A 26,284-nucleotide genomic window follows, 5' to 3' on the forward strand; every position below is an offset into this window, starting at 1 on the left:
GGATTATCCGGTGCTCTTATTTACAAATTATCCAGTTTTTAACCCCTCCTTAGTTTCAGTAAAATGCGACATGTATTTTATGTTGAATTAGTACAATTAAATAAAAAGAGGCAAACTCATTGAGTTTGCCTCTTTTTAAATTATTCTCTTCCTTGGTGTCCCGGTCCCTCGCCTGGATGATCATCTTCATTATTTTCTTGATCATCACCATTCGCTTCTTCACCGTTCGGAATGGTAAGCGAAGTGCCTTGTGGTTCCCCGCGAACACCTCTGTTTGCACCATTTTTGCCAATTGGTGTAACGGAGATCATATACGTTTGACCAGGCTGTGCATTGTCAATTTTTATGCCATTTGAGTCAACCGTTTGTTTTTGAGGTGCGCCCCCTTCAGGTGAAACGATTACCTCAAAAGTTGCTGGCGGTCCATTATATTGCCAAGATACGTCTATTGTATTACCGCCTTCGTAGGTAGCGGATAAGCCAGTTACTGGGTTTATATTTCCTTTGTTTTCTTCATTCTCATCCTCGTCTTTTTCTTTATCACCGGGAACTTTTACCTTTGTCGATTTTGCCTCACTAGCATTAGCATCATCTTTGTTGCTAACTGCAACGACTTGAATGGTATATTCGGCACCAGGTTCAACATTTGAAATTTCGATAGATGTATCCTCCGTCGAAGAAAGGTTTTGCATTTGGCCACCGTTTACACTTGCACTAACCTCAAATGAAACATCCGCATCTTCATCATAATCCCATTCAACATTAACGGAATTATTTTCTTTATCGTATTTTGCTTTTAATTTACTTACAGGATCAAGCTTGTCGAATTTTTCACTTGTTTTTGTAGGTTCTGTTCCTTTTACAAAAAGCTCTGTGATAATCTTTGATTCTGGCGTATAGTCACTCGGTAATTTGGCTGGGTTAGATCCCTTTTCAACAGCAACTTCAACTACAGAGTTTGGTTTTTTAAAATCAGCTGTTTCGATATTTTTTGATATCTCCGTCATTGTATTTTTAAACAGTAACTGTGGTGTTACTTTATATTCAGTTGGAATAGGTAATTGCTGTCCCCCATATCCGGTCCAAGCTGTAATCGTATAATTCGTTGTATAGCCACTAAACCATGAATCAGGGCTGCCTGACCCATCTTCTAAGTTTGTAGTACCTGTCTTACCAGCAACCGCAAGCCCCGGTATATTAGCCCTATAACCTGTTCCCTCGGTAATTACTGTTTTCAGCATGTCGGTAATCATGTATGCTGTAGAATCAGACATTGCCGCTTCTGGTTTCGGCTTCAAATCAACCTCTCTGTCATCAGGAAAAACAACTTTAGTAACAGCATAAGGATCATTGTATATGCCTTCATTTCCAAAAGCACGGTAGGCACCAGCCATTTCCATCGGTGTTACATTTAATCCCGCACCGCCAATGGCATCAGTTGTTTGCAGCTCGTCTTTAACATTTATTCCTAATCCTTCCGCAAATTCTTTTGCGTCTTTCTTACCAACTTCCTTAAATGTTTTAAGTGCTGGCACATTTAATGAATCAGACAAAGCCATTCGCATTGATACCCAGCCAGGGTGCTTATTATGCCAGTTGTCAACTGTATTACCGTTACCTAAATCATATGGCTTATCATCGTTAAGTTGATGATAAGTAGACCATTGTTTATTTTCAATAACTGGACCATAGTCAAGGATAGGCTTAATAGCGGAACCAGGCTGTCGTCCATTTCCATCAATTGCATAATTCCAGCCACCTTTTTCTAATCCGCCACGCGCTCCGCCGATTGCTCGGATTGCACCATTATTCGTATCCAATACGACCATACCTGCTTGAAGCTTAACTTCATTACCTTCAGAATCCTTTGTAGATTCCGGATATGGAATTGGATTATCTTCACTGTCTGATAATAAAAATTCTACATGTTCTTGGATATCTGTATCTAATGTCGTATAAACCTTCAATCCATCTGTATAAATATCTGCGCCGTCAACTTTTTTCTCAACTTCTTTTTTTACTCTTTGTATAAATGCTTCATATGAAGAAGTATCCGGTTTTTCATCTGTTAATAATGATGGGATATCAACCTTTTTTGCTTCATTTGCTTGTTTTTCAGTTATTTTCCCATGCATAACCATTAGATGCAATACCGTGTTCATCCGTTTTTTTGTCAAATCAGGGTGATTAAATGGATTATATCCTGATGGACGCTGGGGCAATCCAGCTAAAATAGCTGCTTCAGGCAATGTTAATTCACTTAAATCTGTTTTCCCAAAATAAATTTGAGCAGCTTTAGCCACACCATAAGCACCAGCACCGTAATAAACCTTGTTTAAATACATTTCCAAAATTTCTTCTTTTGAATAATCCTGCTCCAGTTGAAGTGCCAACCATTGCTCCTGTACTTTAAGTTTAAGTTTCTTTTCGTGTGAAAGAAAAGATTTTTCAACTACCTGTTGTGTAATTGTACTGGCACCCTCCGACCCAAAGCCATTTTTAAGATTTGAAATAATAGCACCGCCAATTCGCCAAATATCGATACCAGGGTGCTCAAAAAATCTTGAGTCTTCAGTCGCAATGACTGCATCAATTAGAACCTGTGGTAAATCATCGTAACCTATTTTTGTTCGTTGTTTTTCTCCTAAGTCAGCAATCAGTTCGCCGTCTTTATCATATATTTTCGATGAAAACGGATCAGATAGCTTTGAAGCGTCAATTTCTGGTGCTGTAGCAACATAATAAGTGAATAAGGCACCAACGCCAATTACTAATGCTAAAATGACGATTCCTGTTATAAGCATAATTCGCTTCCATAATGGTTTCTTTTTGGATTTCTTTTGTTTTCTTCTTGCTGTACGAGATTGGCTGTTATCCGCCATAGCTCATTCCTCCGTCTCTAAAAATAAAACTTATCAATTATTGCTAGATAATCAACACGTGCTTGGTATTGGAATGGTATAAGATACCCGTCAAGTTTTATTTTTTCATAAGGTATCGATTTTTTTCCGCCATCTAATTTGTCGTTCCAATAAGAAAAAAGTTTCTCCGCCGGAAAATAATATGTCTCATTGTAAACAGCAAATCGAATGATTAAAAAGCAGATTCCCCCATGATTCACGATAGACTGCATATGTTTAATTTGATGTTCATGAATATTTGCCAAAGGGAACAGTGTTTTATTTTTTGTTTCTTTTGCTTCAAAATCAATATATCTTTCTCGGTATAAGCCATTATAATCAGTTGTCGATGCTTGTTTAAAGTACCCCTCCGTTATAACTGCAGCACTTCTCCTGGGATAGTTCACCTTTACAATCTGTACCGGTGTAGGCTTTTTATGAATAATTGCCTTGTTCATTTCTAAATAATACGTATTGGTTGCATTTATATCATCTTCCAATGTCATGCCGCGATTGCTAAAACTGCTTTTCGTTTGATTATCTGATCCATGAAGTGGGATTGATTTCTTTCTCCCGTTAGGATAATTCATTCATTTTCCCTCCCGCATATTACAGTATGATATCAGAAAAACTGTTTCTTGATAACATAAAGCGTATAAAACAAACAATTTGTGAGGATAGTTAAAAAGAACACGAGAAGAAAGCAGGTATGTCAATGCACCAAAATATAAGCAAACAAGACTATATTCATTATATAATAATGAAGACAAAATCGCACAATGTAGATAATATTACCCGTACAAAAGCATATCAAAACTTTTATATGGAAAACCCAGAAATACAATGGACTTTAGTTGCAAGTCTGGTATCAAGGAATGCCGGATGGAATATGACTGATTTATCCCTTAAGCCATACAAAAAACTTTTGCATCATGACGTCCGCAACCGCTTCTTCATGACGTATGAACGAGCAAACTGGCTAATTTTTTCAGATGCTTATCCGCAACTATTAGTATATAAGCTTTCAAAAAAAGTTAACACTCCATTATTCTTTTTGTTAAAAAACTTTCACGTTTCCAGTTTTATCATTAACGAGTGGTACAAATTTTGGCATAACCATGATAAACAACGATTGCTGGTCGCCCTTATTATAAATGAACAAAATGTAATTCAGTCACCAGTAATCAAGCAACCCTATTTTAAGTATCAGGTATTTTTCAAGCTTCCATACCTCTTACAGGATTTATTATTGATGAATGCGATTGTTTTACCAACCAAAAATCAAACAGTCTATGGGGCATTTGTTCACGATTTTACTAACCTAACAAATCGTATTACGCTAGGTAAACGAGTGTCTGCAATTATCTTTAATCCTCGCATCTATCAAAATGTTTTGGACTTTTTGTTAACGATTGAGCATACGGGTTCAAGATGGGATTATGAGAAATTTTTAGACTTGTCATTTCCAAAGAGTACAATATTACGATTGATGTATCCAGTCGTAACCCATCAAGATATTGTTCGAAATGATTGGTATAAATGGGGGGGCATCAAGTCAAAATGGTTTAAAGAGGTCTCTTATAACAACAATACGGATAGGGATGCTGTCATATCATTTTATAAAAAGAGGAGCATGTTATTTTCCTATTATCATCTAAAAAATAGCTTAACAGCAAAGAAGGATTTGTAGACATTACAATTCCTTCTTTGCTTAATCTTTATGTCGATGGTCTGTCCGGTCCATCTAACTTTTTATTTCCATAACCAGCCTTTTCTTTGTTTTGTTTTTCATCAGGTTTTTGCTTTTTAGCTTTTTTCATCATGTAAGCCTCCTTTTCCTTTAGTTTGTCTAATTTTAATAAATAAATGAGTAATTACACTAGTTTTGCACGATTTATTCTAGTTTTGTCGAACCGGAAGGATAGCCGCCCAATTTAGCGAATTAGTTAATAAATAATATAAAAATGAGGGTGAATCTAATGGCCATACATGCGCATAAACTTGAATATTCCCAGTACGGTGTAGAAAAGAAAGAGTTCGCTGAATCCTTACAACGCATTTCAGATCAACTTAGATGGATTGACCAAAAACTGCAAATGAAGGTAGAGAATAAAATAGCCGATACCTTTTATGAACAACAACACTCGATAAAAAGGGTACAATTAATAAGCAGCAAATTAAAAACCGTGCAATAATTTCGTATACCGTGGTACAGTTATAGGTAGAACATATTAAAGGCGGTTTTTACGATGAAATTGAAGGAACAGACAGAGCAGCTAAAACAGGAGCTTAATTTGTTGAAAGATAGGTATGTAAACAATCAACCTCCTGAAGATAAACGGGATAAGGCGTTTTTTTTATTTGTAAAAGAATATACAGCACCAATATATAAACTTCTAGAGAATTGGGAAGCAGCTGCGTTAAAAACTGTAAAAGAACGAAAGGTTACTGTACATCCGCATCAAGTGACATCTACCAGGGAAAATATGGAACTTATATTGATGCATAGCTTTTATATAGATGTAAAACGAAAACGGTATATGGAATTAAACCATTCCGTTCATTTCATATTTGACCAATTACTGCATGAACTATAAATGATGCAAACGCTTTACATTTATAGTGTTGTCTCGTATAATTACCTTCCACCTAAAGTGAAAGGGGAATGCAAGATGGAACAAGAGAAATTAATTGAGCAAGCTATTAAAATGAGATCAAAGGCATATGTACCATATTCAAAATTTCCTGTCGGAGCTGCACTGCTGACAAGATCCGGGAAATTATATAGTGGCTGTAATATTGAAAATGCCGCGTTTCCAGTAACATGTTGTGCGGAGCGAGTTGCCATATTTAAAGCGATTGCAGATGGCGAAACAGAATTTATTGAAATGGCTGTTGCCGCCGATACAGAAAGACCTGTACCACCATGCGGGTCATGCAGACAAGTAATGAGTGAGTTTTTTAATAGTTCCATGACCATACATTTAACAAATTTAAATAATGATGTAAAAACAGTGAGTATGGAGGAATTGTTACCTTTTTCTTTTCAGCCTGAAGATTTAACGAACACGACAAAATAAATAAGCACTTTGTACCGGAAACTTTGACTTTGTAGCCAATTCGTGTGCAATAAGTCAAAGTTTCTTTTATTTATGGTATACTAGTTAGCAGACATAAATTAATATCTTAAAAATATAATTAAAATTGACATAGGCTTGTTTGTTTGAAAAAATATAGGTGAATTGTGAATAATTATGAGGTGATAATTACAATGGCATTTAATCAAATTCAATTGAGCGGAAAAGATATCTTAGAGAAAAATTTTAAAACAGCGATGCGTGGTTATAATCAGGAAGAAGTAGATGAATTCTTAGATACAATTATACAGGACTATGAAGCTTTTGGGCAGGAAATCGAACGGTTGAGACAAGAAAATGAACGACTGAAAAAACATTCAGACCAAACCAGAACAAGATCGGCAACTCCTAATCATCAAGTTAATTATGATATTTTGAAGCGATTATCTAATCTTGAGAAGGCTGTATTTGGCAAAAAGTATGCTGACGCTGATTCTTAATCGTTTTCTTTTTTACTAATGAATAAACAGTCTAAATATGGTATACTAGTTTAGGTGGAAAGTGAATGCTCATGTAATCGCTGCATACCTATGCAGAGGAAAGTCCATGCTCACACAAACTGCGATGTTTGTAGTGTTCGTGCTTGACGAATTCATAAGTCAAGGTAGCCTTTAATGGCTAACGGCAGGAGAAATTCCTAAGTCATCATGATAGGGAAAACTATCCTTGAAGGTGCCACAGTGACGAAGTCTGGTTGGAAACATTCAGAGTGGAACGAGGTAAACCCCGCGAGTGAGCAACCCAAATAATGGTAGGGGCATCCTTGATTAGGGAAATGAACCGAAAAAGGGACAAGTCACACTTGTAGATAGATGATTACGACCAAACGTACGAGGCTGACCACCACTTGAGTACAATGGTACAGAACATGGCTTATCGAGCATTCATTGGTCAATATAATTATAATGAACAAACCTTTCTGATAGAACTGCTATTAGAAAGGTTTTATTATTGTAATTTTCTTAAATGTTTGGGGTAAAAGGGTATTTTTATCATTCGAAATCAACATAATTTATGCTTAATGTGTAAGAAACAATAATCTTTTAGAAATAATTTGCTTTATCCTTTTTAATTTTCAAATTACAATGATAAACTAAAACTAATTTTAGTAATGGAAACGAGTGAAAATCTAAATGGCACAACATGTTAAACTAATAGCGACAGCTGCGATGGGATTAGAATCGGTAGTTGCAAATGAGGTACGGGACCTAGGATATGAGGTAGAAGTTAATAATGGCAAGGTATTATTTGAAGCACCACTAGCAGCTATTCCACGGTGCAATTTATGGCTCAGGACCGCTGATAGGGTTAAACTGCTGGTTGGTGAGTTTAAGGCAGTGACATTTGACGAACTTTTCGAAAATACTAAAGCGTTACCATGGGAAAACTTCGTAACGGAGGATGGTCAGTTTCCGGTATCCGGGAAATCCGTGAAATCGGCATTATATAGTGTTCCTGACTGTCAGGCAATCGTAAAAAAAGCAATAGCTGAACGACTAAAATTGAAATATGGGCTAGCCACAAAAATGGCGGAAACCGGAGCAATTTATAAGGTTGAGGTAGCCATACATAAAGATATTGCCACATTAACATTGGATACTTCCGGAAGTGGATTGCATAAACGCGGATATCGAGTAGGTCAGGGTGAAGCACCATTAAAAGAAACTATGGCTGCCGCATTAATAAAGCTTACCAATTGGAAACCTGATCACTTGTTGATTGATCCTTTCTGCGGTTCTGGAACGATTCCGATTGAAGCTGCCTTAATAGGTCAGAATATTGCACCTGGATTTAACAGAGAATTTGCTTCGGAAGAATGGGCTATGGTTAAAGGGAAATATTGGGACCTGGCGTTTGAAGAAGCGGAGGATCAGGCAAAATATGATCAAAAACTTTCTATTATTGGTTCAGACATTGATCATAATATGATAAAAATTTCCAAAGATAATGCAAATGAAGCGGGGTTAGGTGATTTAATCGAGTGGAAACAAATGCAGGTAAAGGACTTGTTTATTCGAAAGGAAAATGGTTATATCATTGGAAATCCACCGTATGGTCAACGAATCGGTGATAAAAAATCTGTCGCTGGCATGTATAAAGAACTTGGAGCTATTATGAAAGCACATCCATCATGGAGTGTATATATATTAACTGCGTTTACAGAATTTGAAAAACAATACGGACAAATAGCGACCAAGAAAAGAAAACTGTTTAATGGGTTCATCCAAACAAATTATTATCAGTATTTTGGCAAGAAATAGGGAGGACAAGAACAATGGGAAACACGGCGTTGCTAGAAAAAGATTTTCACAATTTGTTAAAAGAACAAAATGCATACCGTGAAGCAATTATGCTGACAGTATGGGATATGCGGACAAAAATTCCGAAAAAAGGTGTTGAACAACGCTCTTGGGTTGTTGGTTTTTTATCAGAAAAACTTCATCAGCTCGAAACATCCGAGAGAATGAAACACTTTATTGACATGCTAAAAGATTCAGTTGATGATGAAGTAATGAAAAAGACTGTTGAGGAATGTGAAGAGACGTATGAACGAAACCGAAAAATTCCTGCCGAAGAATATAAAGAGTATGTCATGCTGCAATCAAAATCCGAGTCCATTTGGCAGGAGGCTAGGGAGAAAGCTGATTTTTCCTTATTCCAGCCATATTTAGAGGATTTGGTTGAATATAACAAAAAATTTGCAAATTATTGGGGTTATGATGAAAATATTTATGATGCATTGTTGCATGAATATGAACCAGGTGTAACAACAAAAATGTTAGACAAGGTTTTTCCCGAGTTAAGAAATTCTTTAACAACCCTTGTGGAGAAAATCAATCAAAGCAAAACGAAACCGGACCCTGCCATTTTATCAGGGCATTTTCCTAAAAAGAATCAGGAAGCGTTTAGTGTAGAAATTTTAAAACGAATGGGTTATGATTTTGCATCTGGAAGACTAGATGAAACGATACATCCATTTGCCATTGGAATAAATATGAATGATGTACGTGTTACAACACGGTATGATGAAGAAGATTTCCGTATGGCCGTTTTTGGTACTATTCATGAGGGTGGCCATGCACTTTATGAACAAAATATTAGCCAAAAGCTTAGGTCTACACCTTTAGCAACCGGAACCTCAATGGGCATTCATGAATCACAATCATTATTTTGGGAAAATTTTATCGGACGAAACAAATCCTTTTGGGAGTCGCATTATGATTTGTTTAAGTCTTATGCCCCCAACCATTTCGGGCATGTATCGCTTGATAACTTTTATCAGGCAGTAAATGAAGTTAAGGCATCATTTATCAGAATAGAGGCAGACGAATTGACCTATCCACTTCATATAATGGTCCGATATGAGCTGGAAAAGGCATTAATTAACGGAGATATTCATGTTTCTGATTTACCGCATTTATGGAATGAAAAAATGGTTGATTATTTAGGAATTGAACCGCCTTCAGATCGAGAAGGGGTATTGCAGGATATCCATTGGGCAGGTGGCGATTTCGGTTATTTCCCTTCCTACGCACTTGGATACATGTATGCAGCCCAATTCCAGCATACAATGGAAAACGAATTGAATTTAAATGAATGTATCGCCACAGGGAATTTTGATCAAATCCGCCAGTGGTTAACAGCGAATATCCACCAATATGGCAAAATGAAAAAACCATTGGAAATAATAAAGGATGTAACAAATGAACAATTGAATCCCGATTACCTAGTGTCATATTTATCTAAAAAATATACAGATATATATAACTTATAATCTAAAAACAGGGGAGGCTTTGCCTAAAACCCCTGTTTTTTTTCGCATAATATTTTGTAATAAATGCAAACTATGAAAAAAAACACATGGTTCATAAGGAGATTATATGACATATATTTGCTCTGCGGGTGCAGGTATCCCTCCATACGAAATAACGCAACAAGAAATTAAATTATTGGTAAGTGACATATTTACATATACCAAAAAAGAATTAACCAGATTAATGCCCGTCTTTGATCATGCCAAAGTAAACAAACGTCAATTTGTTGTTGATAAACAATGGTTTAAAGAAAGTCATACTTTTGAAGAGAAAAATAATTTATATCAGAAATATGCATGTGAATATTCATTAAAAGCAATTGACGAATGTTTAACTAATGGGGAATTTTTAAAAGAAGATATTCCATATGAAGCGGTTGATATGATTATTTACATTTCATCAACTGGTATTGCAACACCATCAATTGATGCTTATATACTAAATGAGCGGTCCTTCAGGGAAAATGTTAGCCGAATGCCATTATGGGGTCTGGGTTGCGCTGGAGGAGCAATAGGCTTATCCCGCGCATTTGACTGGATATCTTCAAATCCTGATAAAACGGCACTGGTTGTTTGCTGTGAATTATGCGGGCTAACGTTCCAAAAAAGTGATAATAAAAAAAGTAATGTAGTTGGAACTGCGTTATTTGGTGATGGAGTTGCGGCAGTTTTAATTTGTGGCCAAGACTCACCATATTGCACTTATCGTAAAAAGGTATTGCCAAAAATAATGAAGACAAGTTCATTTACAAAAAAGGACAGTCTTTCAATTATGGGATGGGACGTAACAAACAATGGATTAGAAGTAATCTTTTCTAAAAGCATTCCAGCATTGGTACATACTTTATGGAGGGATCATATTCAATCCTTCTTTCATGAAATTTATGTAAATGAAGTTGGTATCCATTCCTTTATTGCACACCCGGGAGGACAAAAGGTTTTAGAGGCGATGAAGGATGTTTTACAATTATCTAGTCAAAAGAAATTAGCTAAATCCTATGAGGTGCTGGAGAACCATGGAAATATGTCCTCTGCAACTGTTATTTATGTATTAAAAGAATGGATGAAAGAAACAGTAGAGGAGAAAGAACTTAGTATTGTATCTGCACTGGGTCCAGGCTTTAGTTCAGAATTATTATTATTGGAGTGGAACCGATGACAACATGGATGTGGATTCTGCTTGGCGTTATTATTTGTCAGCGTCTTGTGGAACTTATAATTGCAAAAAGGAACGAACAATGGATGAAAGATAGAGGCGGTATTGAAAAGGGGGAAAAGCATTATAAATGGTTTGTTATCCTGCATATCATGTTTTTCCTTTCTATAGTGTTTGAAGTACAAACACAAACTGATAGTGATCGGCAATTAAATTACTTTCTATTTAGTATATTTTTGGCAGCGCAACTAGGAAGGGTTTGGTGTATTCAAACATTAGGGAAATTCTGGAACACCAAAATCATTGTACTTCCGGGAGTTTCCATTATAAAAAAAGGACCGTACAAATATATTAAACATCCGAATTATTTAATAGTACTAGTTGAATTGTTTGTGATCCCATTGATCTATGGCGCCTACATTACTGCGGTTCTGTTTCCATTGCTTCACCTTGGATTGTTGAGAATTCGCGTGCCACGTGAGGAAAAAGCTTTAACTAAAGCAACTTTACCAAAGGTGTAAAACGAGGATGGCAATTGCCGTCCTCGTTCTTGTTCAATAAGGTGCGGGCACAAAAAAAGCGGCAATCTCATTTATGATCACCGCTTTTTATATAATGTTTTGATTATAATTTCGTTACATTAGCAGCTTGTGGTCCACGTTCGCCTTCAACAATTTCAAAGGAAACCTCTTGACCTTCTTCTAATGACTTAAAACCTTCTTCTTGAATTGCAGAATAATGTACAAATACATCATTTCCGCCTTCTACTTGGATGAAACCATAGCCCTTTTCAGCGTTAAACCATTTTACTACTCCATTTTCCATGTGAACAATCCTCCTAGAAACTTTCACGCAAAAGCACATTTTAAATTAGCTTTAGAACGTGGTGATATACAAAGCAGAATAATAAAACATCAAAAAGGCAACTTTTATAGAAGCGTAGGATCACTCACCTGCATCTCTTCTATAGAAGCTGCCTGACTTTAATGATTCCATACATCTTCTTTGCTTGTGTCCAATATAGCTTATTTCCTATTAACAGTCAAGAAATTGGCGATAAAAAGTAATTATTTTTTAGGTAAATGTCTATATTTTTTATGAAATAAAAGATATAATGAAAGCGCTTGTAATTATGTGAAAACAAATACATTTATATTATACTAATCTTAAAATGGGAGGGGAGTTTTTTCATGAAAACAGATATTGAAATAGCACAACAAGCTAATCTATTACCAATTAACGAAATTGCTGAAAAACTGAATTTAACCGAAACTGATTGGGAACCATACGGTCATACGAAAGCGAAACTATCCGATAAATTGCTTGAAAAGCTTGAAAATAAACCTAATGGTAAGGTGATTTTAGTAACTTCGATAAATCCGACACCCGCGGGAGAAGGGAAATCAACTGTAACTGTTGGATTAGGACAAGCTTTAAACAGAATCGGTAAAAAAGCCATCATTGCGCTGAGAGAGCCTTCTTTAGGACCTGTTATGGGAATGAAAGGCGGGGCTGCAGGTGGCGGCCACGCACAAGTGCTGCCAATGGAGGATATTAATTTGCACTTTACTGGAGATCTTCATGCTATCACAAGTGCTAATAATGCTTTAGCGGCGTTTATCGATAATCATATTCATCGTGGTAATGAATTAAATATCGATCCAAGAAGAATTGAATGGAAACGAGTTATGGATATGAATGATCGTGCGTTAAGACAAATCGTCGTAGGACTTGGAGGGCCATTGCGTGGTGTTCCCAGAGAAGATGGATTTACGATTACGGTAGCTTCAGAAATTATGGCTATTCTTTGTTTAGCGATAGGACTTGATGATTTAAAGGAGAGACTTGCACGAATAGTTATTGGTTATACATACAAGGAAGAGCCAGTAACTGTCAAAGACTTAAAGGTAGAAGGCGCCTTAACGTTATTGCTAAAAGATGCAATTAAACCTAATTTAGTGCAAACAACGGAAAATACGCCGGCAATAATTCATGGCGGTCCATTTGCCAATATTGCTCATGGCTGCAATAGTATTATGGCAACAAAAACAGCTGCAAAGCTAGGGGAATATGTGGTAACAGAAGCTGGTTTTGGAGCTGATTTGGGTGCTGAAAAATTCCTGGATATAAAAACTAGGGCTGGAAATATTGAAACAGCTGCAGTAGTTATTGTAGCAACAGTCCGGGCATTAAAAATGCATGGCGGTGTAAGTAAGGAAAATTTAACAGAGGAAAATATTGAGGCATTAACGGCTGGTATGGAAAATTTAAAAAAGCATATTGAAACAATAGAAAATTTTGGTTTGCCATTTGTTGTTGCAATCAATAAATTTCCGACTGATACAATTGATGAAACAAATTTTATTGAATCGTGGTGTAAATCCAGGGGAATTGACGTTGCCTTAACAGATGTATGGGCACGTGGTGGTCAAGGTGGTCTTGAATTAGCGGAAATTGTAGTTGAGAAAGCGCAATCTCCTGATAGAAATTTCAAGCATGTTTATGAATTAAATGAAACTTTGGAAACAAAAATACGGAAAATAGCTCAAACCGTTTATGGAGCAAAAACAATTGAATTGTCACCAAAAGCCAAGAAACAACTTAGCTTCTATGAACAGCAAGGCTGGGGAAATCTTCCTATTTGTATGGCAAAGACACAATATTCATTGTCTGATGATCCTGCCTTATTAGGAAGACCAGAAGGGTTTGTTGTTGCAATTAGGGAATTGCGTATTTCTGTTGGAGCCGGCTTTATTGTTGTATTAACAGGGGATATGATGACAATGCCGGGCTTACCAAAGCGGCCAGCTGCGTTAAATATGGATGTAACAACAGACGGCAAAATTCTGGGATTATTTTAATGGAAAAGGAAAAACAATTAAAATCGATTCGTGAGTATGTTAAAAACATATTTCAAGATGATGCTACTGGACATGATTATTTTCATATGAAGCGAGTTGCCAAAGTGGCAAAATTAATCGCCGAAAAAGAAAATGCAGATAGCTTTGTAACTGAAGCGGCTGGTTTGCTCCACGATGTTGGTGATCATAAGCTATTCAATAATCCGTCAGCGGTATTGGACGAAATGTATTTGTTTTTAAAATCAATTCACGTGCAAGACGATGATATAGAAAAAATAAAAATAGCGATGAAAGATGTTTCTTTCTCAAAGGGTAATGTTCCAGTAACTTTAGAAGGGAAAATCGTTCAGGATGCTGACCGAATCGATGCTATTGGCGCTATTGGAATTGCGAGAACCTTTGCTTTCGGAGGGGCTAAAGGTCAATTAATATATCATGATGCCCACAACGAATCAACATCGATACAGCATTTTCATGATAAATTGTTAAAATTGAAAGAGTTAATCCATACAACAACTGCTAAAAAAATGGCCAATGAACGCCATGCATTTATGGAAGCATTTTTAAAGGAGTTTCATAGAGAATGGTAAAAAAATCGAGTAGTGGTTCATCCCATCTACTCGATTTTTTTATTCGCTAACAGGATCATCTTTACGTATTCTTCCACTTTGCAGCAGCCAATTATGCTGAAATATTTCTGTGATTGCAAGCAATGCACCAGTAAGTACGGCACCCCAGAATGTTACTGCAGTATCTGCAAAAAACATTGCACCAAAGTAAACAACGAGGGTCGATGCAGCAAAATCCATAATCGTACTTAACCAATTCGTGTCCTCTCTAAGCATAGCAACTTCCATAAAATAACCAATTACTGCTAAGACTACACCGATAATAATTGGCTGATACCAATATGCAAAATCTACATTAGGAAAGATCCATGATGCAACAATAATTCCAATTGGACAGATAATTAATTTAACAATTAAACCAGTCATTTATTAAATCCCACCTTTTTTTATAGTATTGCTTGTTTAAGGTGAGAATATGACTAATTATATCAGTGGTAATATTTACCATAGCATTTATTGCGTAATCCGCTTCGCCCCTAGATATCGCTGCTGCCAGTAATCATACTCCATTTTTGAAACTTCTACTCCGTTTGATTGACCAGCATGTATAAACTTCCCATCCCCAATATATATACCCATATGCGATGGACCTGGTTTATACGTTTCAAAAAATACTAAATCACCAATCGAGGGACTATTTACAGGAGAGGCAAAATTCCACATATCCGAAACTGTTCGTGGAGTTGTAATATTTTGCGTGGAATAAATGTATTGAATAAATCCGCTGCAATCAAATCCACCTGGCGAATTTCCGCCCCACACATACGGTGTACCGATAAATGAATACGCTGCCTGAATAACTCCAGCATGAATTGTTGCTTTTGTTTCCACCTTTTTTATTTCTTTTTTTGTATCTTTCTTTGTCTGTTTGGCATTCGGCTTTGAAGTTTTTTCGGCATTTTTAGATTTATAAAGCGTTTTAAGTGACTCTTTCGTTACTTCCGTTGTTAATTCGATACCATGTTCCTTTTCAGCGATTTCAAGTGCCTTTTTTGTAAGTGGACCATATATTCCATCAATTTCACCAGTATAATATCCAAAATAATTTAAGGCTTTTTGAACGATTTTTACATCTTCACTTTGCAGCCCAGGATAGATAGAACCAGACAATTCTTCAATCTGTTTAAGATACATTTTCATTTCTATTTCTATTAAAGCGTCTATTGTTTCCTCATCTGCCTGACCAGACATCCTTAAACGGTATTTTGCCTGAAACTTCTTTAATGCATGTTCTGTCAGAATCCCAAAATCACCATCTATTTCGTCATTGTAGTAGGATAACTTATTTAATTTATGCTGTAAGACACGGATAACCTCTCCATGTTCTCCGTATTCTAATTGTTCTGCTTCTAATAATTGCTTATTTTGAAGTTCAGGATATGCATCAACGTAAACAGCAAGCGGCTGACTTAACATGTAGCTGTATAGTACGGAATGCTTAACTACTTGATCTACGGTACTATTTAGCATGCAAAATCCCCTTTCTGCAGATTTAATTCTTCTAAATTACGTTTATGTAGAAAAAGTAAGATTATGAACTAACTGAGTTTACGTTTATGTTACAATAAGGGAAACTTGATTTAGTGGGTATGTGAAATTACAATTGATTCACTGTTTTTAAATAGGAGATATAGCTATTGATAGTGATTGAAAGGAAATGTCAAATATAGATTGATGGAGGAGATTAGATGCCAATAGGTGAACAAGCTTACTTAAATCTGTGTAAACATGTTCTGGAAAGTGGAGCAAAAAAAGAGGATCGAACAAATACTGGTACATATTCCGCGTTTGGACAGCAAATGCGATTTGATTTAAGCAAGGGTTTTCCTCTTTTAACCACTAAAAAGGTTCCATTTCGACTTGTAGCTAGTGAACTGCTTTGGTTTATTAAAGGTGATACAAACATTCGTTTTTTGGTTGAAAACAATAACAATATTTGGAACGAATGGGCGTTTAAAAAATGGGTGGAAAGCGCTGATTATTTTGGTCCGGATATGACTGACTTCGGAAATCGCAGTCAGCAGGATTCATCATTTAATGAAAAATACCAGGAGCAAATGAAGATATTTAAAGCTAAGATTCTCCAAGATAGTACTTTTGCTGAAAAATATGGTGATCTCGGTTCTATTTATGGGAAGCAGTGGCGTGCATGGAAAACGTCAAAAAATGAAACAATTGACCAATTAAAGCAGGTAATTGAATCGATTCGAATAAACCCGGATTCACGAAGGCACATTGTGACTGCGTGGAATCCCGAAGATGTTCCTTCTAACATGGCCCTGCCGCCATGCCATACACTTTTTCAATTTTATGTTGCCGATGGAAAGCTGTCCTGCCAATTGTATCAACGTAGTGCAGATATCTTTCTGGGTGTACCGTTCAATATTGCCAGCTATGCACTGTTAACGCATTTAATTGCATATGAATGTAATTTAGAGGTAGGAGAATTCGTTCACACATTTGGTGATGCACATATTTATACCAATCATGTAAAACAAGTAAACGAACAGCTTAAGAGAGAAATACGTGATTTTCCTATACTTCGTTTAAAGAGAGAAAAAGGTTCTATTTTTGATTTTGAATTAACTGATATTGAACTGTTAAACTACAATCCGCACCCGGCTATAAAAGCACCAATAGCAGTTTGACAAGAAGAAAGTAAGGAGGAATTCCTGATGATTTCATTACTGCTTGCTATGGATCGTAATCGGGTAATTGGATCTGAAAATGATTTGCCATGGCATTTACCAAATGATTTAAAGTTTTTTAAGGAAGTTACCACTGGACACATTATTATTATGGGTAGAAAAACGTATGAATCAATTGGTAAACCATTGCCAAACCGTAAAAACGTTGTCCTGACTAAACGCCATACAAACTACCCGGAAGATATTAAAGTAATGGACGGACTTAAAGCAGTACTTGAATGGAATGAAAAACATCCGAGTGAAGAATTCTTTATAATTGGTGGAGGTTCTATTTTCGAACAAACACTTCCTTATGCTGATCGGATGTATATTACACTAATTGACGAAGCATTTGCTGGTGATACCTATTTTCCAGAATTTGAACAAGATGAATGGAAATTGACAACAAAGAAAAAAGGGGAAAAGAATGTGAAAAATCCTTATGATTATTATTTCTTGCAATACGATCGAAAAGTTGATTAACGTGGAGTGATTAAATCATGAAAAGCTGCGGTGTGATTTTATCAGGCGGTAAATCTTCCAGAATGGGTAAGAATAAATCGTTGTTATCCCTGCACAATAAACCAGTAATTGAGCATATTGCGTTAGTGTTAAACGAATGTACGGATAACATAATCGTAATTGCAAACGAAACTGACAAATATTCATTTCTTGGGCTTCCGGTATATAAAGATCGATATAAAAATAAGGGACCTCTTGGAGGGTTGGAAGCAGCACTTCACTACAGTAAGGCTGATGTATTTTTATTTGCGGCGTGTGATATGCCATTTATCAATCAAGACGTTTATAATTATTTACTTGATCAGCTTAATGACTATGATGCCGTTATCCCAATATATGAAAATAAGATGCATCCTTTAGCAGGTATATATAGAAGGTCAATTCTCCCGAAAATCCAGCAGCAATTAGATATGGATGATCGAAAAGTAAGGAATTTATTTAAATATATGAAGGTAAATTATATTCATCGTTTCGCCCCTTTATCCGAAAACTTATTACAAAGACATTTTTTTAATATGAATTTTCCAGCACAATATGAACAAGCTAAACTATTATAAGTTGTTATATAATGGGGAATTATGTTAAACTAAATACGTTTACAAGCTATTTAATTGACTAATTTTGAACTTTTTGTGATTGTTTACAAATGTATTTTCAAATTAAAACTTTAGCTTTATAATGAAGGCAAGGAAGGTGTTCATATGTTATCTAATATAGGGTTTCCGGGATTGATACTAATTTTGATTATTGCGTTAGTTATATTTGGTCCTAAAAAACTCCCTGAAATAGGAAAAGCTGCTGGCCATACGTTACGTGAGTTTAAAAATTCAGCACGTTCGTTAACAAGCGATGTTACGGATGAAGTAAAAGAAACTAAAGAAATCATTAACGGAAAAGAAACTAAATAAATTCATCGGAGTGATCGTTATATGTTCAGTAATATTGGAATTCCTGGGTTAATATTAATTCTTATTGTTGCGTTAGTTGTTTTTGGCCCTTCCAAGCTCCCTGAAATCGGCAAGGCTTTTGGCAGTTCATTAAAAGAATTTAAAAATGCTACAAAAGATATTGTCTCTGATGATGATGATAATAAAAATAAAAACAAATAATGGATTTAGGTGAAGGTGTGAGGGTGTGAATAACCTTACATCTTCTTTTGTGCTAAAGCAATATGATGGCACCGTCTGGAAGAGAGTGTGTAGCAATGTCTGAAGATCAACAATTCGATAATGAAAAAGAAATGAACGTAACTGGGCATTTATCTGAATTAAGAAATAGGCTTATTGTAACTGCAGTTTTTTTCGTGATTTTTTTCGGATTAGGATTTGCGTATGTAAAACAAATTTACGGTTTTTTGGTTAAAGATTTGGATTTTATGTTAAATTTTACAAGCCCAACGGATATTGTTTCTGTTTATTTTACAATGGCTGGTTTAGTTGCAATAACGGGCACATTGCCAATTCTGTGTATTCAAATTTGGCTGTTTATTAAACCTGGGTTAACATCCAATGAGCGCAAAGCATCATTAGCATATATTCCCGCTGTTTTTCTATTATTTATTGCTGGAATTGTTTTTGGTTATTTAGTTTTTACGAAATTAATTATGCCGTTTCTGTTGCAGCTTAACGATGGATTCGCAAATGAGTTATATACGTTTGGCAACTATTTTAAATTTATGTTTCATGTTACTATTCCATTTGCCGTGTTATTTGAAATTCCAATGATTGCAATGTTTTTAACAACATTAGGCATCATTACACCTGATTTTATGAGGAAAACAAGAAAATATGCTTATTTCATCTTAGTTATTATTGGAGCAATTATTACACCTCCAGACTTTGTTTTACAAATTGTTGTAGCAATTCCCTTAATTATTCTTTATGAAATAAGTATCTATCTTTCAGGAATAGTTTATCGAAAAAAGCTGAAAAAACATAAGGAATTTATGGAGCAGGATAGCTTATAGCTTAATGGGGTGTATAAAGTGCGATCGTTTTATCAGTATATATTGACATATCGAGGGAAACAGCATGACGATAAGAGTCGTCTTGCTGATTGGATATTTTATGATCATGATTTCCCAAAGTATTCAATGGATTACGGGGAAATTAGCAGTTATTTAGAGTGGAATAGCCCATTTCCAAATGCATTAATCATTTTTGATGAGATTTGGGCTTTGTATAAATTAAATGAGTAAAATAAAAGCTTTGGCTGATTAATATGCCAGAGCTTTTATTTTGGTAAATAGTCAGCGAAGAAATCATGTTAAAATATACTTAATGGGGTGATTTAATGAAGATATTACATACAGCTGATTGGCACTTAGGCAAAATTGTAAACAGTGTTCATATGACAGATGAACAAGAATATGTACTCTATCAATTACTGGAAATCATAAAAGCAGAGAAGCCGGATGTCATTATTATTGCGGGAGATTTATACGATCGTGCAATACCTCCCAAAGAAGCCGTGGAGCTGTTGAATAAAGTTTTAACATGCCTAGTAGCAGATTATAAAATACCAGTCCTTGCAATTGCCGGCAACCACGATAGTCCGGACCGGTTAGAATTTGGAAATCAGTTGTTTCGGACTCAGGAGCTGTATATTGAAACAAAGTTACAAGCACAATTAAATCCAATCGTATTCCATGATGAAAATGGGCCAGTGTACTTCCATCTAATACCATACATTGAACCTGCAGAGGCAAGACAATTATTTAATGATGAAGAAATTAATTCACATCATACAGCAATGGAGACCATCATTAATAAGATTAAACAATTAAATGATATGAACGAACGTCATGTTTTTATTGGACATGCTTTTTTAGCAGGTGGAATGGAATCCGAGTCGGAGGAACGTTTATCAATGGTCGGTGGCAGTCCATATATTGATGCCTCATTGTTCCAGGACTTTAATTATACAGCATTCGGTCATTTGCATCAGGCACAACGTGTTACAAGTGAAGTGATTCGGTATAGCGGATCTATTTTAAAATATTCTTTTTCGGAAGCTAATCATAGAAAATCTGTAACAATCGTAGACCTGGATGGAAACGGGAGTTGTAAACTGTCACAAATTCCGTTAATACCGAAACATGATATGCGGATTGTGGAGGGCTATTTCAGTGAATTAATCAGCAATCCAAAAGGCAACACTGAGGATTATTTGCATATTCTGTTACTGGACGAGGGACAAATTATTGATCCTATGAATAAATTGCGTAAAGTTTATCCAAATATATTGAGATTAGAACGTAAAACCTTAGAATCGAAAAACAGTTTACTAGATTTAAAACGCATACGTCAAAAACAATCTAAGTCACATTCAGAGATGTTTGCTTCGTTTTATGAGGAAATTAAAGGTGTACCTATTTCCGATTCTAACCAGAAGCAGGTTGAAAAGGTTGTATCAAAATTATTAAAAAAGGAAAGAGGGGAATAAAGTGCGGGCTCTATTCTTAAGTCTTAAAGCATTTGGTCCATATTGGGAAAGGCAGGAAATAGATTTTGCAGAATTAGGCGGAGAATCAATTTTTCTTATTACAGGTCCAACTGGAGCGGGTAAAACTACAGTATTTGATGCAATATGCTATGCGCTATATGGCCGAGCAAGCGGGTCTGATCGTGACCAGGATTCGTTAAGAAGTCATTTTGCAAAAGTAGATGAACCAACAGAAGTGCAATTCCGATTTTCGTTGAATCGTAAAATATATGAAGTTATCCGTAATCCTAAGCAGCTAAAGAAAAAGGAGCGGGGAGACGGTTATACAGAGGAGCCTGCAAAAGCGATTCTTTACGAAATAACGGATGGCATCAAAACACTAGTCTCTGCCAGAATAAAAGATGTGAATGATGCAATTGAAGCTAAGCTAGGTTTTGACTATGAGCAATTTCGTAAAATGATTTTAATACCCCAAGGAGAATTCCGAAAATTAATCTCTGAAAACAGCAAAGAAAGAGAAGCAATCTTACAGAAAATTTTTCATACTTATTTTTATGAAAAAATAACCGAGGAACTGAAGCTTCAATCGAAGGAACTAAAAGAGGAGATTGAATATATTGAACAAGCTATTCAATATGAAATTACAAAAATACAATGGTCAGACCAGAAAACCGGTGAGGATGACACAATCGAAGTTATTATAGAAAAGTTAGCGCAAGAACTTAAGCGAGCCAATGAAAATTTAGAGGGGTTAAATAGGCAAAGGGCTCAAAAGCAACGTGCAGTAAAAACCGCACAAGATAAATTACTAGCAGGAAAAACTATTGAGGAAAAATATACCGAACAAATAAAATTGCAAAAAGAAAAGGCTGACTTAAACGGGAAATCGAATACGATAACACATGAAAAGGAAAAGCTTCACTTAGCACAAAATGCACAAAAGATTATTCCACTTGAAAATCAAAGTAACGCTCGTAAAAAAGAATGGCATAACCAGTTAACTAAATTAACAAAACAACAAACTAAAGTAGAGTCCCTTGAAAAAAAATATAAATCAATTGAGGCAGCATATAATGAAGAGAAAAGCAAAGAGCCGGAACGTGATATGTTGGCAGAAAAAATCAAACTTGCCTGTTCACAGCTAGATCAGGTTAATAACTATTTGGACTTGCAAAAAAATGCAAAACAAATCAATTTGGAAAAAGAAAAAAAACAGAAACAATTAACATCTGCAGAAACCAGCCTAAAACAAGTAGATAATGAAATAGATAAAATTGAGACAAAACTTAACGATGAACAGGAATTAACGAAAAAATATTATGTGAGTCGTGAGAAACTGGAAAAAGGAATAAATGTAATCAAGCATCTTGAAAATTTGTACGAAGAAAACAGCAATTTACTGGAGCTGCGTAAAAGCTACCAATATTTTCAGCAAAAACATGAGGAGCATCTGCATGTATTAGATAATATACGAAAACAGTATAATTCAAAAGAAGGTGAGCAAAAGAGGCAATATGCAGCTTTAATGGCTCATCATTTAGAAGATGGTGTCCCATGCCCGGTTTGCGGTTCAGCTGAGCACCCCAAAAAAGCAGTTCCCCACGAAGGTACGATTCGAGAAAGTGAATTAGAACAACTAAAAGAAGAACTTCAAATGAAAGAAAAAGAATATTTACAATTCCAGCAGAAATTTGCTGAATGTAAATCAGACGGACAAAGTCAACGCATGACAGTAATGAAGCTATATGAGCAAATAAGCAGTGAACTGCCTGACCTTAATAATAAGGTCATTCTAGACACTAGTCATAAATGGAAGGAGCATGTTTCTTCTTTAAAGCAGGAATGCAGTAGATTGGACCAAGAATTAACGAATTTACAGACACTTCGAAAACTGCGAAAAGAGTACAAAACGAAAAGAGAAAAATTCAAACAAACGTTTGATCAATTATTAACTGAATTTCAAAATATAGCTAATGAATCAATTAAAACATCGACTAAACTAGAAGAATTAACAAAGCAGCTTCCTAAAGACGTAAAAAATGCCGAAAGTTTTAAGAATCAAATTAATGAAATGGAAGAAGCTTTAAATCGTCAGAAAGCAAATTGGGAAAAAATAAGCGAACATTATAAACAATCATATGATCAATTACAAAAAGAAAAAACAATTTTAGATCAACAAAAGAAGTTTGAAGAAAATAATAGAGAAAGTTTTGATGAGCAATATGCAGTTTTTTCACAAGCAGTAACCGCTAGTTCCTTTTCGGGGATTGAAGCATACCAGCAAGCTAAATTATCGATAGAGGATCAACAAGTAATAGATGCTAACGTGAAAAGCTATGAATCTAGGGTCGAACAAATAAAGTTTCGACTTGAAGAGCTAATAAATCAAATTGGCAATAATAAAAGGCCAGATATTCAAGAATTAGAACGGATAGTAGATGCGGAACAGACGGAGCTGCAGAATATTAGTGATGCAATACATTCATTACGAATAAAGATAAGCAATGATCAACAAGTCGATACCAGTATTCGTGAAAGATTAACCAAACAGAATAGCTTGACAGAAGACTATTATACAATTGGAGAATTAGCCAATTTAGCCCATGGGAACAACCAATTGAAATTATCCTTTGAACGTTATGTATTAGCTTCATTTTTAGATGAAATATTAATTCAGGCGAATACTAGGCTAGATCGAATGAGTGAACACCGATATCAGCTTATTCGCAGTGGACAGGTTGCGAAACGAGGAGCACAGAGTGGATTGGATCTTGAAGTACTTGATCATCATACTGGGCAACAGCGTTCTGTCAAGACTCTATCAGGCGGTGAAGGATTCAAAGCTGCACTTAGTTTAGCATTAGGTTTAGCCGATGTCGTACAAGCTCATGCCGGGGGGGTTCAATTGGATACATTATTCATTGATGAAGGGTTTGGTACTTTAGATGAAATTTCTTTGCAGCAAGCTATCGATTGTTTAAAGGATTTACAGGAGAGCAATCGATTATTAGGAATTATTTCCCATGTACCACATTTAAAAAATGAAATTCATGCCAAATTGCAAATAAAGCCTTCACATAAGGGCTCCAGAATAGCTTTTACCTTTGGACAAGAAAACCAATATCAAAAGCAGTTATCTATTTAGTTCGCTTAAATTCGTCAAATATCGCTATGATAACGGGATATATGTAATATCCTGCGGTTGCCCGGGAAATATAAACAAAATATTTCCTTAAACAGAATCTATAATTCGGAATTTCGTCAAAACTATATTGCCTATTCTTTTTATGATTGGTCTATAATTAAAGTATGAACTTACGAAAGAGGGGATACGATGTTTCCGATCATTATGTTGGGATTAATCTTTTCCGGTACAATCGGGTTCATTATCGCATCAGAAGTTTCAGCTTAATAGATTCATAAGAAAGTATAGGTTAACATTTAAAGTCTTTGCCACCCGCGCAGGGACTTTTCTTTTTAAAGAAAATACATCTTCATTAAGGTGAAAGCCTACACTCTTTAAGGTTTGTAACGTACAATAATCTAGATAATTAATTTTGAAAAGAGGGATAAAAATGGTATTCCCAATTCAGCGTCCACCAAATTTCCCTGCAAATCAATTTCAAAGGATGCCAAATCATCCAATGTTTCCTAATCAGGATTTATACGGTCCAGCAAGGGGAAATTCGGGAAATATGATTCAAAATATGTTACAGCGCTTTTTGCCTGCACAAGGAATACAGCAAGGTGCAGGATTACCTGCCCGTGCAGTTGGTGGGTTATCAGGCACAATCAATAATGTACAGCAGGTGTTAAAGGTGGTTCAATCTACTGCTCCAATAGTACAGCAATATGGACCAATGGTGAAAAACCTACCTAAAATGTATCGATTAATGAAGGCACTTAAAGAAGATGACGATGATGAACAAAACATCGACACCGATTCCCAGGTCAATGAAAGCATCGATTTAAACGAAGAGTCTATCCAAATTGATGACCATAAAGTAAATATAAAAAGTGACAAATCCAGACAAGGGTTATCAAAACCAAAGTTATACATCTAAAAATAAGCGCTCTACTTGATTTTTTTTGTTAAAAACGGAAAAATAGGGTTATGATAACTGCACTGGAGGTAATAAAATGACGTCAAATTATGAAATTGCAACTTTTGCTGGGGGATGTTTTTGGTGTATGGTAGAGCCCTATGATAGACGACCAGGCATTATAAGTGTCGTGTCTGGTTATACGGGCGGTACCGTTGAAAATCCTACGTATGAACAGGTATGCTCGAATACTACTGGTCATCTGGAAGCAGTGCAAATTACTTACGACCCATCCATTATGCCATACGAAAGTATTGTTGAAACTTTCTGGAGGCAAATAGATCCAACTGATGCAGGCGGGCAATTTAATGATAGGGGAGAATCCTATCAAACAGCCATTTTTTATCATAATGAACAACAAAAAGAAGCTGCCCAAATTTCGAAACAGCAATTAGAAGATAGCGGGAAATTTTCAAAGCCTATCGTTACCAAGATTCTTCCAGCTAATGTCTTTTATCCTGCTGAAGAAAGGCATCAAAATTATTACAAGACAAATTCCTTCCATTATCGTTTGTATAAAAAAGGTTCTGGAAGAGAGGATTTCATCAAAAAAAATTGGAATAAATCCATTGATAAAGAAACATTAAAGCAGCAATTAACACCAATCCAATACCATGTTACACAAGAAAACGGTACGGAAAGGCCCTTTCAAAATGAATATTGGGACAATGAAAAAGAGGGAATATACGTCGAAATTGTCTCTGGTGAAGTATTATTTTCCTCTAAAGATAAATTTGATGCTGGCTGCGGGTGGCCAAGCTTCACTAAACCGATTGACAGCTATCATGTTCCAGAGAAAACGGATACATCCCACGGAATGATTCGAACCGAAGTCAGGAGCAAGGAAGGGGATTCGCACCTTGGACATGTTTTTAATGACGGTCCGAAAGCGCAAGGCGGCTTACGGTATTGTATGAATTCCGCAGCGATGCGCTTTATTCCGAAAGAGAAAATGGCCGAAGAAGGATATGAAAAATATTTATATTTATTTGATTAGTTAACAATAATAATATTATGTAAACAATTTTGAA

Annotated in this window: 27 protein-coding genes and 1 other RNA gene; 23 read left to right on the forward strand and 5 right to left on the reverse strand. The window is 35.8% G+C overall.

What is annotated here, in order from left to right; all coding sequences use genetic code 11:
• Nucleotides 1–140: 140 nt before the first annotated feature.
• Both IEV74_RS03245 and recU read right to left on the reverse strand, forming a co-directional pair.
• Nucleotides 141–2,882, reverse strand: coding sequence for a PBP1A family penicillin-binding protein (locus tag IEV74_RS03245; RefSeq protein WP_188453893.1), 2,742 nt, complete (start codon nucleotides 2,880–2,882; stop codon nucleotides 141–143).
• Nucleotides 2,883–2,899: 17 nt separating this feature from the next.
• Nucleotides 2,900–3,490 carry a Holliday junction resolvase RecU gene (recU, locus tag IEV74_RS03250; protein WP_188453894.1) on the reverse strand — a complete coding sequence of 197 codons (591 nt, stop codon included), beginning with the start codon at nucleotides 3,488–3,490 and terminating at the stop codon, nucleotides 2,900–2,902.
• 125 nt (nucleotides 3,491–3,615) lie between these two features.
• Between recU and IEV74_RS03255 the strand changes: the two genes are divergently transcribed.
• The 10 genes from IEV74_RS03255 (at nucleotide 3,616) to IEV74_RS03300 (ending at nucleotide 11,528) form a co-directional block, all read left to right on the forward strand.
• A complete protein-coding gene (locus IEV74_RS03255; protein ID WP_188453895.1) occupies nucleotides 3,616–4,590 on the forward strand; it encodes a DUF2515 family protein in 975 nt (324 codons plus the stop codon).
• Between the two features lie 289 nt (nucleotides 4,591–4,879).
• A complete protein-coding gene (locus IEV74_RS03260) occupies nucleotides 4,880–5,095 on the forward strand; it encodes a hypothetical protein (protein ID WP_188453896.1) in 216 nt (71 codons plus the stop codon).
• A 54-nt stretch (nucleotides 5,096–5,149) separates the two neighbouring features.
• Nucleotides 5,150–5,497, forward strand: coding sequence for a DUF1798 family protein (locus IEV74_RS03265; RefSeq protein ID WP_188453897.1), 348 nt, complete (start codon nucleotides 5,150–5,152; stop codon nucleotides 5,495–5,497).
• Between the two features lie 75 nt (nucleotides 5,498–5,572).
• Entirely contained in the window at nucleotides 5,573–5,980 is a 408-nt protein-coding gene (locus IEV74_RS03270) for a cytidine deaminase (protein WP_188453898.1), read from the forward strand.
• Nucleotides 5,981–6,171: 191 nt separating this feature from the next.
• Nucleotides 6,172–6,477 (forward strand): cell division regulator GpsB, encoded by a 306-nt coding sequence (gene gpsB / locus IEV74_RS03275; RefSeq protein ID WP_188453899.1) that lies wholly within the window; start codon nucleotides 6,172–6,174, stop codon nucleotides 6,475–6,477.
• A 65-nt stretch (nucleotides 6,478–6,542) separates the two neighbouring features.
• Nucleotides 6,543–6,918: RNase P RNA component class B (gene rnpB / locus IEV74_RS03280), an RNA gene on the forward strand.
• A gap of 252 nt (nucleotides 6,919–7,170) precedes the next feature.
• Nucleotides 7,171–8,298, forward strand: a complete 1,128-nt coding sequence (locus tag IEV74_RS03285; RefSeq protein WP_188453900.1) for a THUMP domain-containing class I SAM-dependent RNA methyltransferase — start codon at nucleotides 7,171–7,173, stop codon at nucleotides 8,296–8,298.
• A gap of 14 nt (nucleotides 8,299–8,312) precedes the next feature.
• The gene (locus IEV74_RS03290; protein ID WP_188453901.1) at nucleotides 8,313–9,812 is read left to right on the forward strand and encodes a carboxypeptidase M32; all 1,500 of its coding nucleotides are present in this window, start codon (nucleotides 8,313–8,315) and stop codon (nucleotides 9,810–9,812) included.
• 106 nt (nucleotides 9,813–9,918) lie between these two features.
• Nucleotides 9,919–11,010: a type III polyketide synthase gene (locus IEV74_RS03295; protein WP_188453902.1), complete on the forward strand. Its 1,092-nt coding sequence runs from the start codon at nucleotides 9,919–9,921 to the stop codon at nucleotides 11,008–11,010.
• Nucleotides 11,007–11,528, forward strand: a complete 522-nt coding sequence (locus IEV74_RS03300) for an isoprenylcysteine carboxyl methyltransferase family protein (protein WP_188453903.1) — start codon at nucleotides 11,007–11,009, stop codon at nucleotides 11,526–11,528. Before IEV74_RS03295 ends, IEV74_RS03300 begins: the two co-directional genes overlap by 4 nt.
• Before the next feature lie 103 nt (nucleotides 11,529–11,631).
• On the opposite strand, the gene IEV74_RS03305 is transcribed toward IEV74_RS03300, so the two are convergent.
• Entirely contained in the window at nucleotides 11,632–11,832 is a 201-nt protein-coding gene (locus tag IEV74_RS03305; protein WP_099158313.1) for a cold-shock protein, read from the reverse strand.
• 365 nt (nucleotides 11,833–12,197) lie between these two features.
• Here IEV74_RS03305 and IEV74_RS03310 point away from each other — a divergent pair, with 365 nt between their 5' ends.
• Together IEV74_RS03310 and IEV74_RS03315 are read left to right on the forward strand one after the other, a co-directional pair.
• On the forward strand, nucleotides 12,198–13,868 hold the full coding sequence (locus IEV74_RS03310) for a formate--tetrahydrofolate ligase (RefSeq protein WP_188453904.1): 1,671 nt from the start codon (nucleotides 12,198–12,200) through the stop codon (nucleotides 13,866–13,868).
• Nucleotides 13,868–14,458, forward strand: coding sequence for an HD domain-containing protein (locus IEV74_RS03315; protein ID WP_188453905.1), 591 nt, complete (start codon nucleotides 13,868–13,870; stop codon nucleotides 14,456–14,458). The genes IEV74_RS03310 and IEV74_RS03315 overlap by 1 nt, the downstream gene beginning before the upstream one ends.
• A gap of 39 nt (nucleotides 14,459–14,497) precedes the next feature.
• On the opposite strand, the gene IEV74_RS03320 is transcribed toward IEV74_RS03315, so the two are convergent.
• Nucleotides 14,498–14,863, reverse strand: coding sequence for a DUF2512 family protein (locus IEV74_RS03320; protein ID WP_188453906.1), 366 nt, complete (start codon nucleotides 14,861–14,863; stop codon nucleotides 14,498–14,500).
• Between the two features lie 87 nt (nucleotides 14,864–14,950).
• Entirely contained in the window at nucleotides 14,951–15,967 is a 1,017-nt protein-coding gene (locus IEV74_RS03325) for a C40 family peptidase (RefSeq protein ID WP_188453907.1), read from the reverse strand.
• 218 nt (nucleotides 15,968–16,185) lie between these two features.
• Here IEV74_RS03325 and IEV74_RS03330 point away from each other — a divergent pair, with 218 nt between their 5' ends.
• From IEV74_RS03330 to msrB, 11 genes are all read left to right on the forward strand, one after another.
• Nucleotides 16,186–17,145, forward strand: a complete 960-nt coding sequence (locus IEV74_RS03330) for a thymidylate synthase (protein ID WP_188453908.1) — start codon at nucleotides 16,186–16,188, stop codon at nucleotides 17,143–17,145.
• A 27-nt stretch (nucleotides 17,146–17,172) separates the two neighbouring features.
• Complete coding sequence (locus tag IEV74_RS03335; RefSeq protein WP_188453909.1) at nucleotides 17,173–17,667, forward strand: dihydrofolate reductase; 495 nt, start codon at nucleotides 17,173–17,175, stop codon at nucleotides 17,665–17,667.
• Between the two features lie 17 nt (nucleotides 17,668–17,684).
• Entirely contained in the window at nucleotides 17,685–18,263 is a 579-nt protein-coding gene (gene mobA, locus IEV74_RS03340) for a molybdenum cofactor guanylyltransferase (protein WP_188453910.1), read from the forward strand.
• A 144-nt stretch (nucleotides 18,264–18,407) separates the two neighbouring features.
• Nucleotides 18,408–18,614 (forward strand): twin-arginine translocase TatA/TatE family subunit, encoded by a 207-nt coding sequence (locus tag IEV74_RS03345; RefSeq protein ID WP_188453911.1) that lies wholly within the window; start codon nucleotides 18,408–18,410, stop codon nucleotides 18,612–18,614.
• A 21-nt stretch (nucleotides 18,615–18,635) separates the two neighbouring features.
• Nucleotides 18,636–18,815, forward strand: coding sequence for a twin-arginine translocase TatA/TatE family subunit (locus IEV74_RS03350; RefSeq protein ID WP_188453912.1), 180 nt, complete (start codon nucleotides 18,636–18,638; stop codon nucleotides 18,813–18,815).
• Between the two features lie 95 nt (nucleotides 18,816–18,910).
• Nucleotides 18,911–19,672: a twin-arginine translocase subunit TatC gene (gene tatC, locus IEV74_RS03355; protein ID WP_188453913.1), complete on the forward strand. Its 762-nt coding sequence runs from the start codon at nucleotides 18,911–18,913 to the stop codon at nucleotides 19,670–19,672.
• 18 nt (nucleotides 19,673–19,690) lie between these two features.
• Nucleotides 19,691–19,903, forward strand: coding sequence for a YozE family protein (locus tag IEV74_RS03360; protein WP_188453914.1), 213 nt, complete (start codon nucleotides 19,691–19,693; stop codon nucleotides 19,901–19,903).
• A gap of 95 nt (nucleotides 19,904–19,998) precedes the next feature.
• Nucleotides 19,999–21,150, forward strand: coding sequence for an exonuclease SbcCD subunit D (locus IEV74_RS03365; protein WP_188453915.1), 1,152 nt, complete (start codon nucleotides 19,999–20,001; stop codon nucleotides 21,148–21,150).
• 1 nt (nucleotide 21,151) lies between these two features.
• Nucleotides 21,152–24,295: an AAA family ATPase gene (locus tag IEV74_RS03370; RefSeq protein ID WP_188453916.1), complete on the forward strand. Its 3,144-nt coding sequence runs from the start codon at nucleotides 21,152–21,154 to the stop codon at nucleotides 24,293–24,295.
• A 430-nt stretch (nucleotides 24,296–24,725) separates the two neighbouring features.
• Complete coding sequence (gene vrrA, locus IEV74_RS03375; protein ID WP_188453917.1) at nucleotides 24,726–25,214, forward strand: VrrA/YqfQ family protein; 489 nt, start codon at nucleotides 24,726–24,728, stop codon at nucleotides 25,212–25,214.
• A gap of 76 nt (nucleotides 25,215–25,290) precedes the next feature.
• Complete coding sequence (gene msrB, locus IEV74_RS03380; RefSeq protein WP_188453918.1) at nucleotides 25,291–26,250, forward strand: peptide-methionine (R)-S-oxide reductase MsrB; 960 nt, start codon at nucleotides 25,291–25,293, stop codon at nucleotides 26,248–26,250.
• The last annotated feature ends 34 nt before the right edge of the window (nucleotides 26,251–26,284 follow it).

It is taken from the genome of Virgibacillus oceani, assembly GCF_014638995.1.
Lineage (GTDB): Bacteria > Bacillota > Bacilli > Bacillales > Amphibacillaceae > Virgibacillus_E > Virgibacillus_E oceani.

Bases quoted from the DNA above. Each gene is read 5' to 3' on its own strand.
- IEV74_RS03245 (WP_188453893.1), bottom strand. From the start codon at position 2,882: ATGGCGGATAACAGCCAATCTCGTACAGCAAGAAGAAAACAAAAGAAA.
- recU (WP_188453894.1), bottom strand. From the start codon at position 3,490: ATGAATTATCCTAACGGGAGAAAGAAATCAATCCCACTTCATGGATCA.
- IEV74_RS03255 (WP_188453895.1), top strand. From the start codon at position 3,616: ATGCACCAAAATATAAGCAAACAAGACTATATTCATTATATAATAATG.
- IEV74_RS03260 (WP_188453896.1), top strand. From the start codon at position 4,880: ATGGCCATACATGCGCATAAACTTGAATATTCCCAGTACGGTGTAGAA.
- IEV74_RS03265 (WP_188453897.1), top strand. From the start codon at position 5,150: ATGAAATTGAAGGAACAGACAGAGCAGCTAAAACAGGAGCTTAATTTG.
- IEV74_RS03270 (WP_188453898.1), top strand. From the start codon at position 5,573: ATGGAACAAGAGAAATTAATTGAGCAAGCTATTAAAATGAGATCAAAG.
- gpsB (WP_188453899.1), top strand. From the start codon at position 6,172: ATGGCATTTAATCAAATTCAATTGAGCGGAAAAGATATCTTAGAGAAA.
- IEV74_RS03285 (WP_188453900.1), top strand. From the start codon at position 7,171: ATGGCACAACATGTTAAACTAATAGCGACAGCTGCGATGGGATTAGAA.
- IEV74_RS03290 (WP_188453901.1), top strand. From the start codon at position 8,313: ATGGGAAACACGGCGTTGCTAGAAAAAGATTTTCACAATTTGTTAAAA.
- IEV74_RS03295 (WP_188453902.1), top strand. From the start codon at position 9,919: ATGACATATATTTGCTCTGCGGGTGCAGGTATCCCTCCATACGAAATA.
- IEV74_RS03300 (WP_188453903.1), top strand. From the start codon at position 11,007: ATGACAACATGGATGTGGATTCTGCTTGGCGTTATTATTTGTCAGCGT.
- IEV74_RS03305 (WP_099158313.1), bottom strand. From the start codon at position 11,832: ATGGAAAATGGAGTAGTAAAATGGTTTAACGCTGAAAAGGGCTATGGT.
- IEV74_RS03310 (WP_188453904.1), top strand. From the start codon at position 12,198: ATGAAAACAGATATTGAAATAGCACAACAAGCTAATCTATTACCAATT.
- IEV74_RS03315 (WP_188453905.1), top strand. From the start codon at position 13,868: ATGGAAAAGGAAAAACAATTAAAATCGATTCGTGAGTATGTTAAAAAC.
- IEV74_RS03320 (WP_188453906.1), bottom strand. From the start codon at position 14,863: ATGACTGGTTTAATTGTTAAATTAATTATCTGTCCAATTGGAATTATT.
- IEV74_RS03325 (WP_188453907.1), bottom strand. From the start codon at position 15,967: ATGCTAAATAGTACCGTAGATCAAGTAGTTAAGCATTCCGTACTATAC.
- IEV74_RS03330 (WP_188453908.1), top strand. From the start codon at position 16,186: ATGCCAATAGGTGAACAAGCTTACTTAAATCTGTGTAAACATGTTCTG.
- IEV74_RS03335 (WP_188453909.1), top strand. From the start codon at position 17,173: ATGATTTCATTACTGCTTGCTATGGATCGTAATCGGGTAATTGGATCT.
- mobA (WP_188453910.1), top strand. From the start codon at position 17,685: ATGAAAAGCTGCGGTGTGATTTTATCAGGCGGTAAATCTTCCAGAATG.
- IEV74_RS03345 (WP_188453911.1), top strand. From the start codon at position 18,408: ATGTTATCTAATATAGGGTTTCCGGGATTGATACTAATTTTGATTATT.
- IEV74_RS03350 (WP_188453912.1), top strand. From the start codon at position 18,636: ATGTTCAGTAATATTGGAATTCCTGGGTTAATATTAATTCTTATTGTT.
- tatC (WP_188453913.1), top strand. From the start codon at position 18,911: ATGTCTGAAGATCAACAATTCGATAATGAAAAAGAAATGAACGTAACT.
- IEV74_RS03365 (WP_188453915.1), top strand. From the start codon at position 19,999: ATGAAGATATTACATACAGCTGATTGGCACTTAGGCAAAATTGTAAAC.
- vrrA (WP_188453917.1), top strand. From the start codon at position 24,726: ATGGTATTCCCAATTCAGCGTCCACCAAATTTCCCTGCAAATCAATTT.
- msrB (WP_188453918.1), top strand. From the start codon at position 25,291: ATGACGTCAAATTATGAAATTGCAACTTTTGCTGGGGGATGTTTTTGG.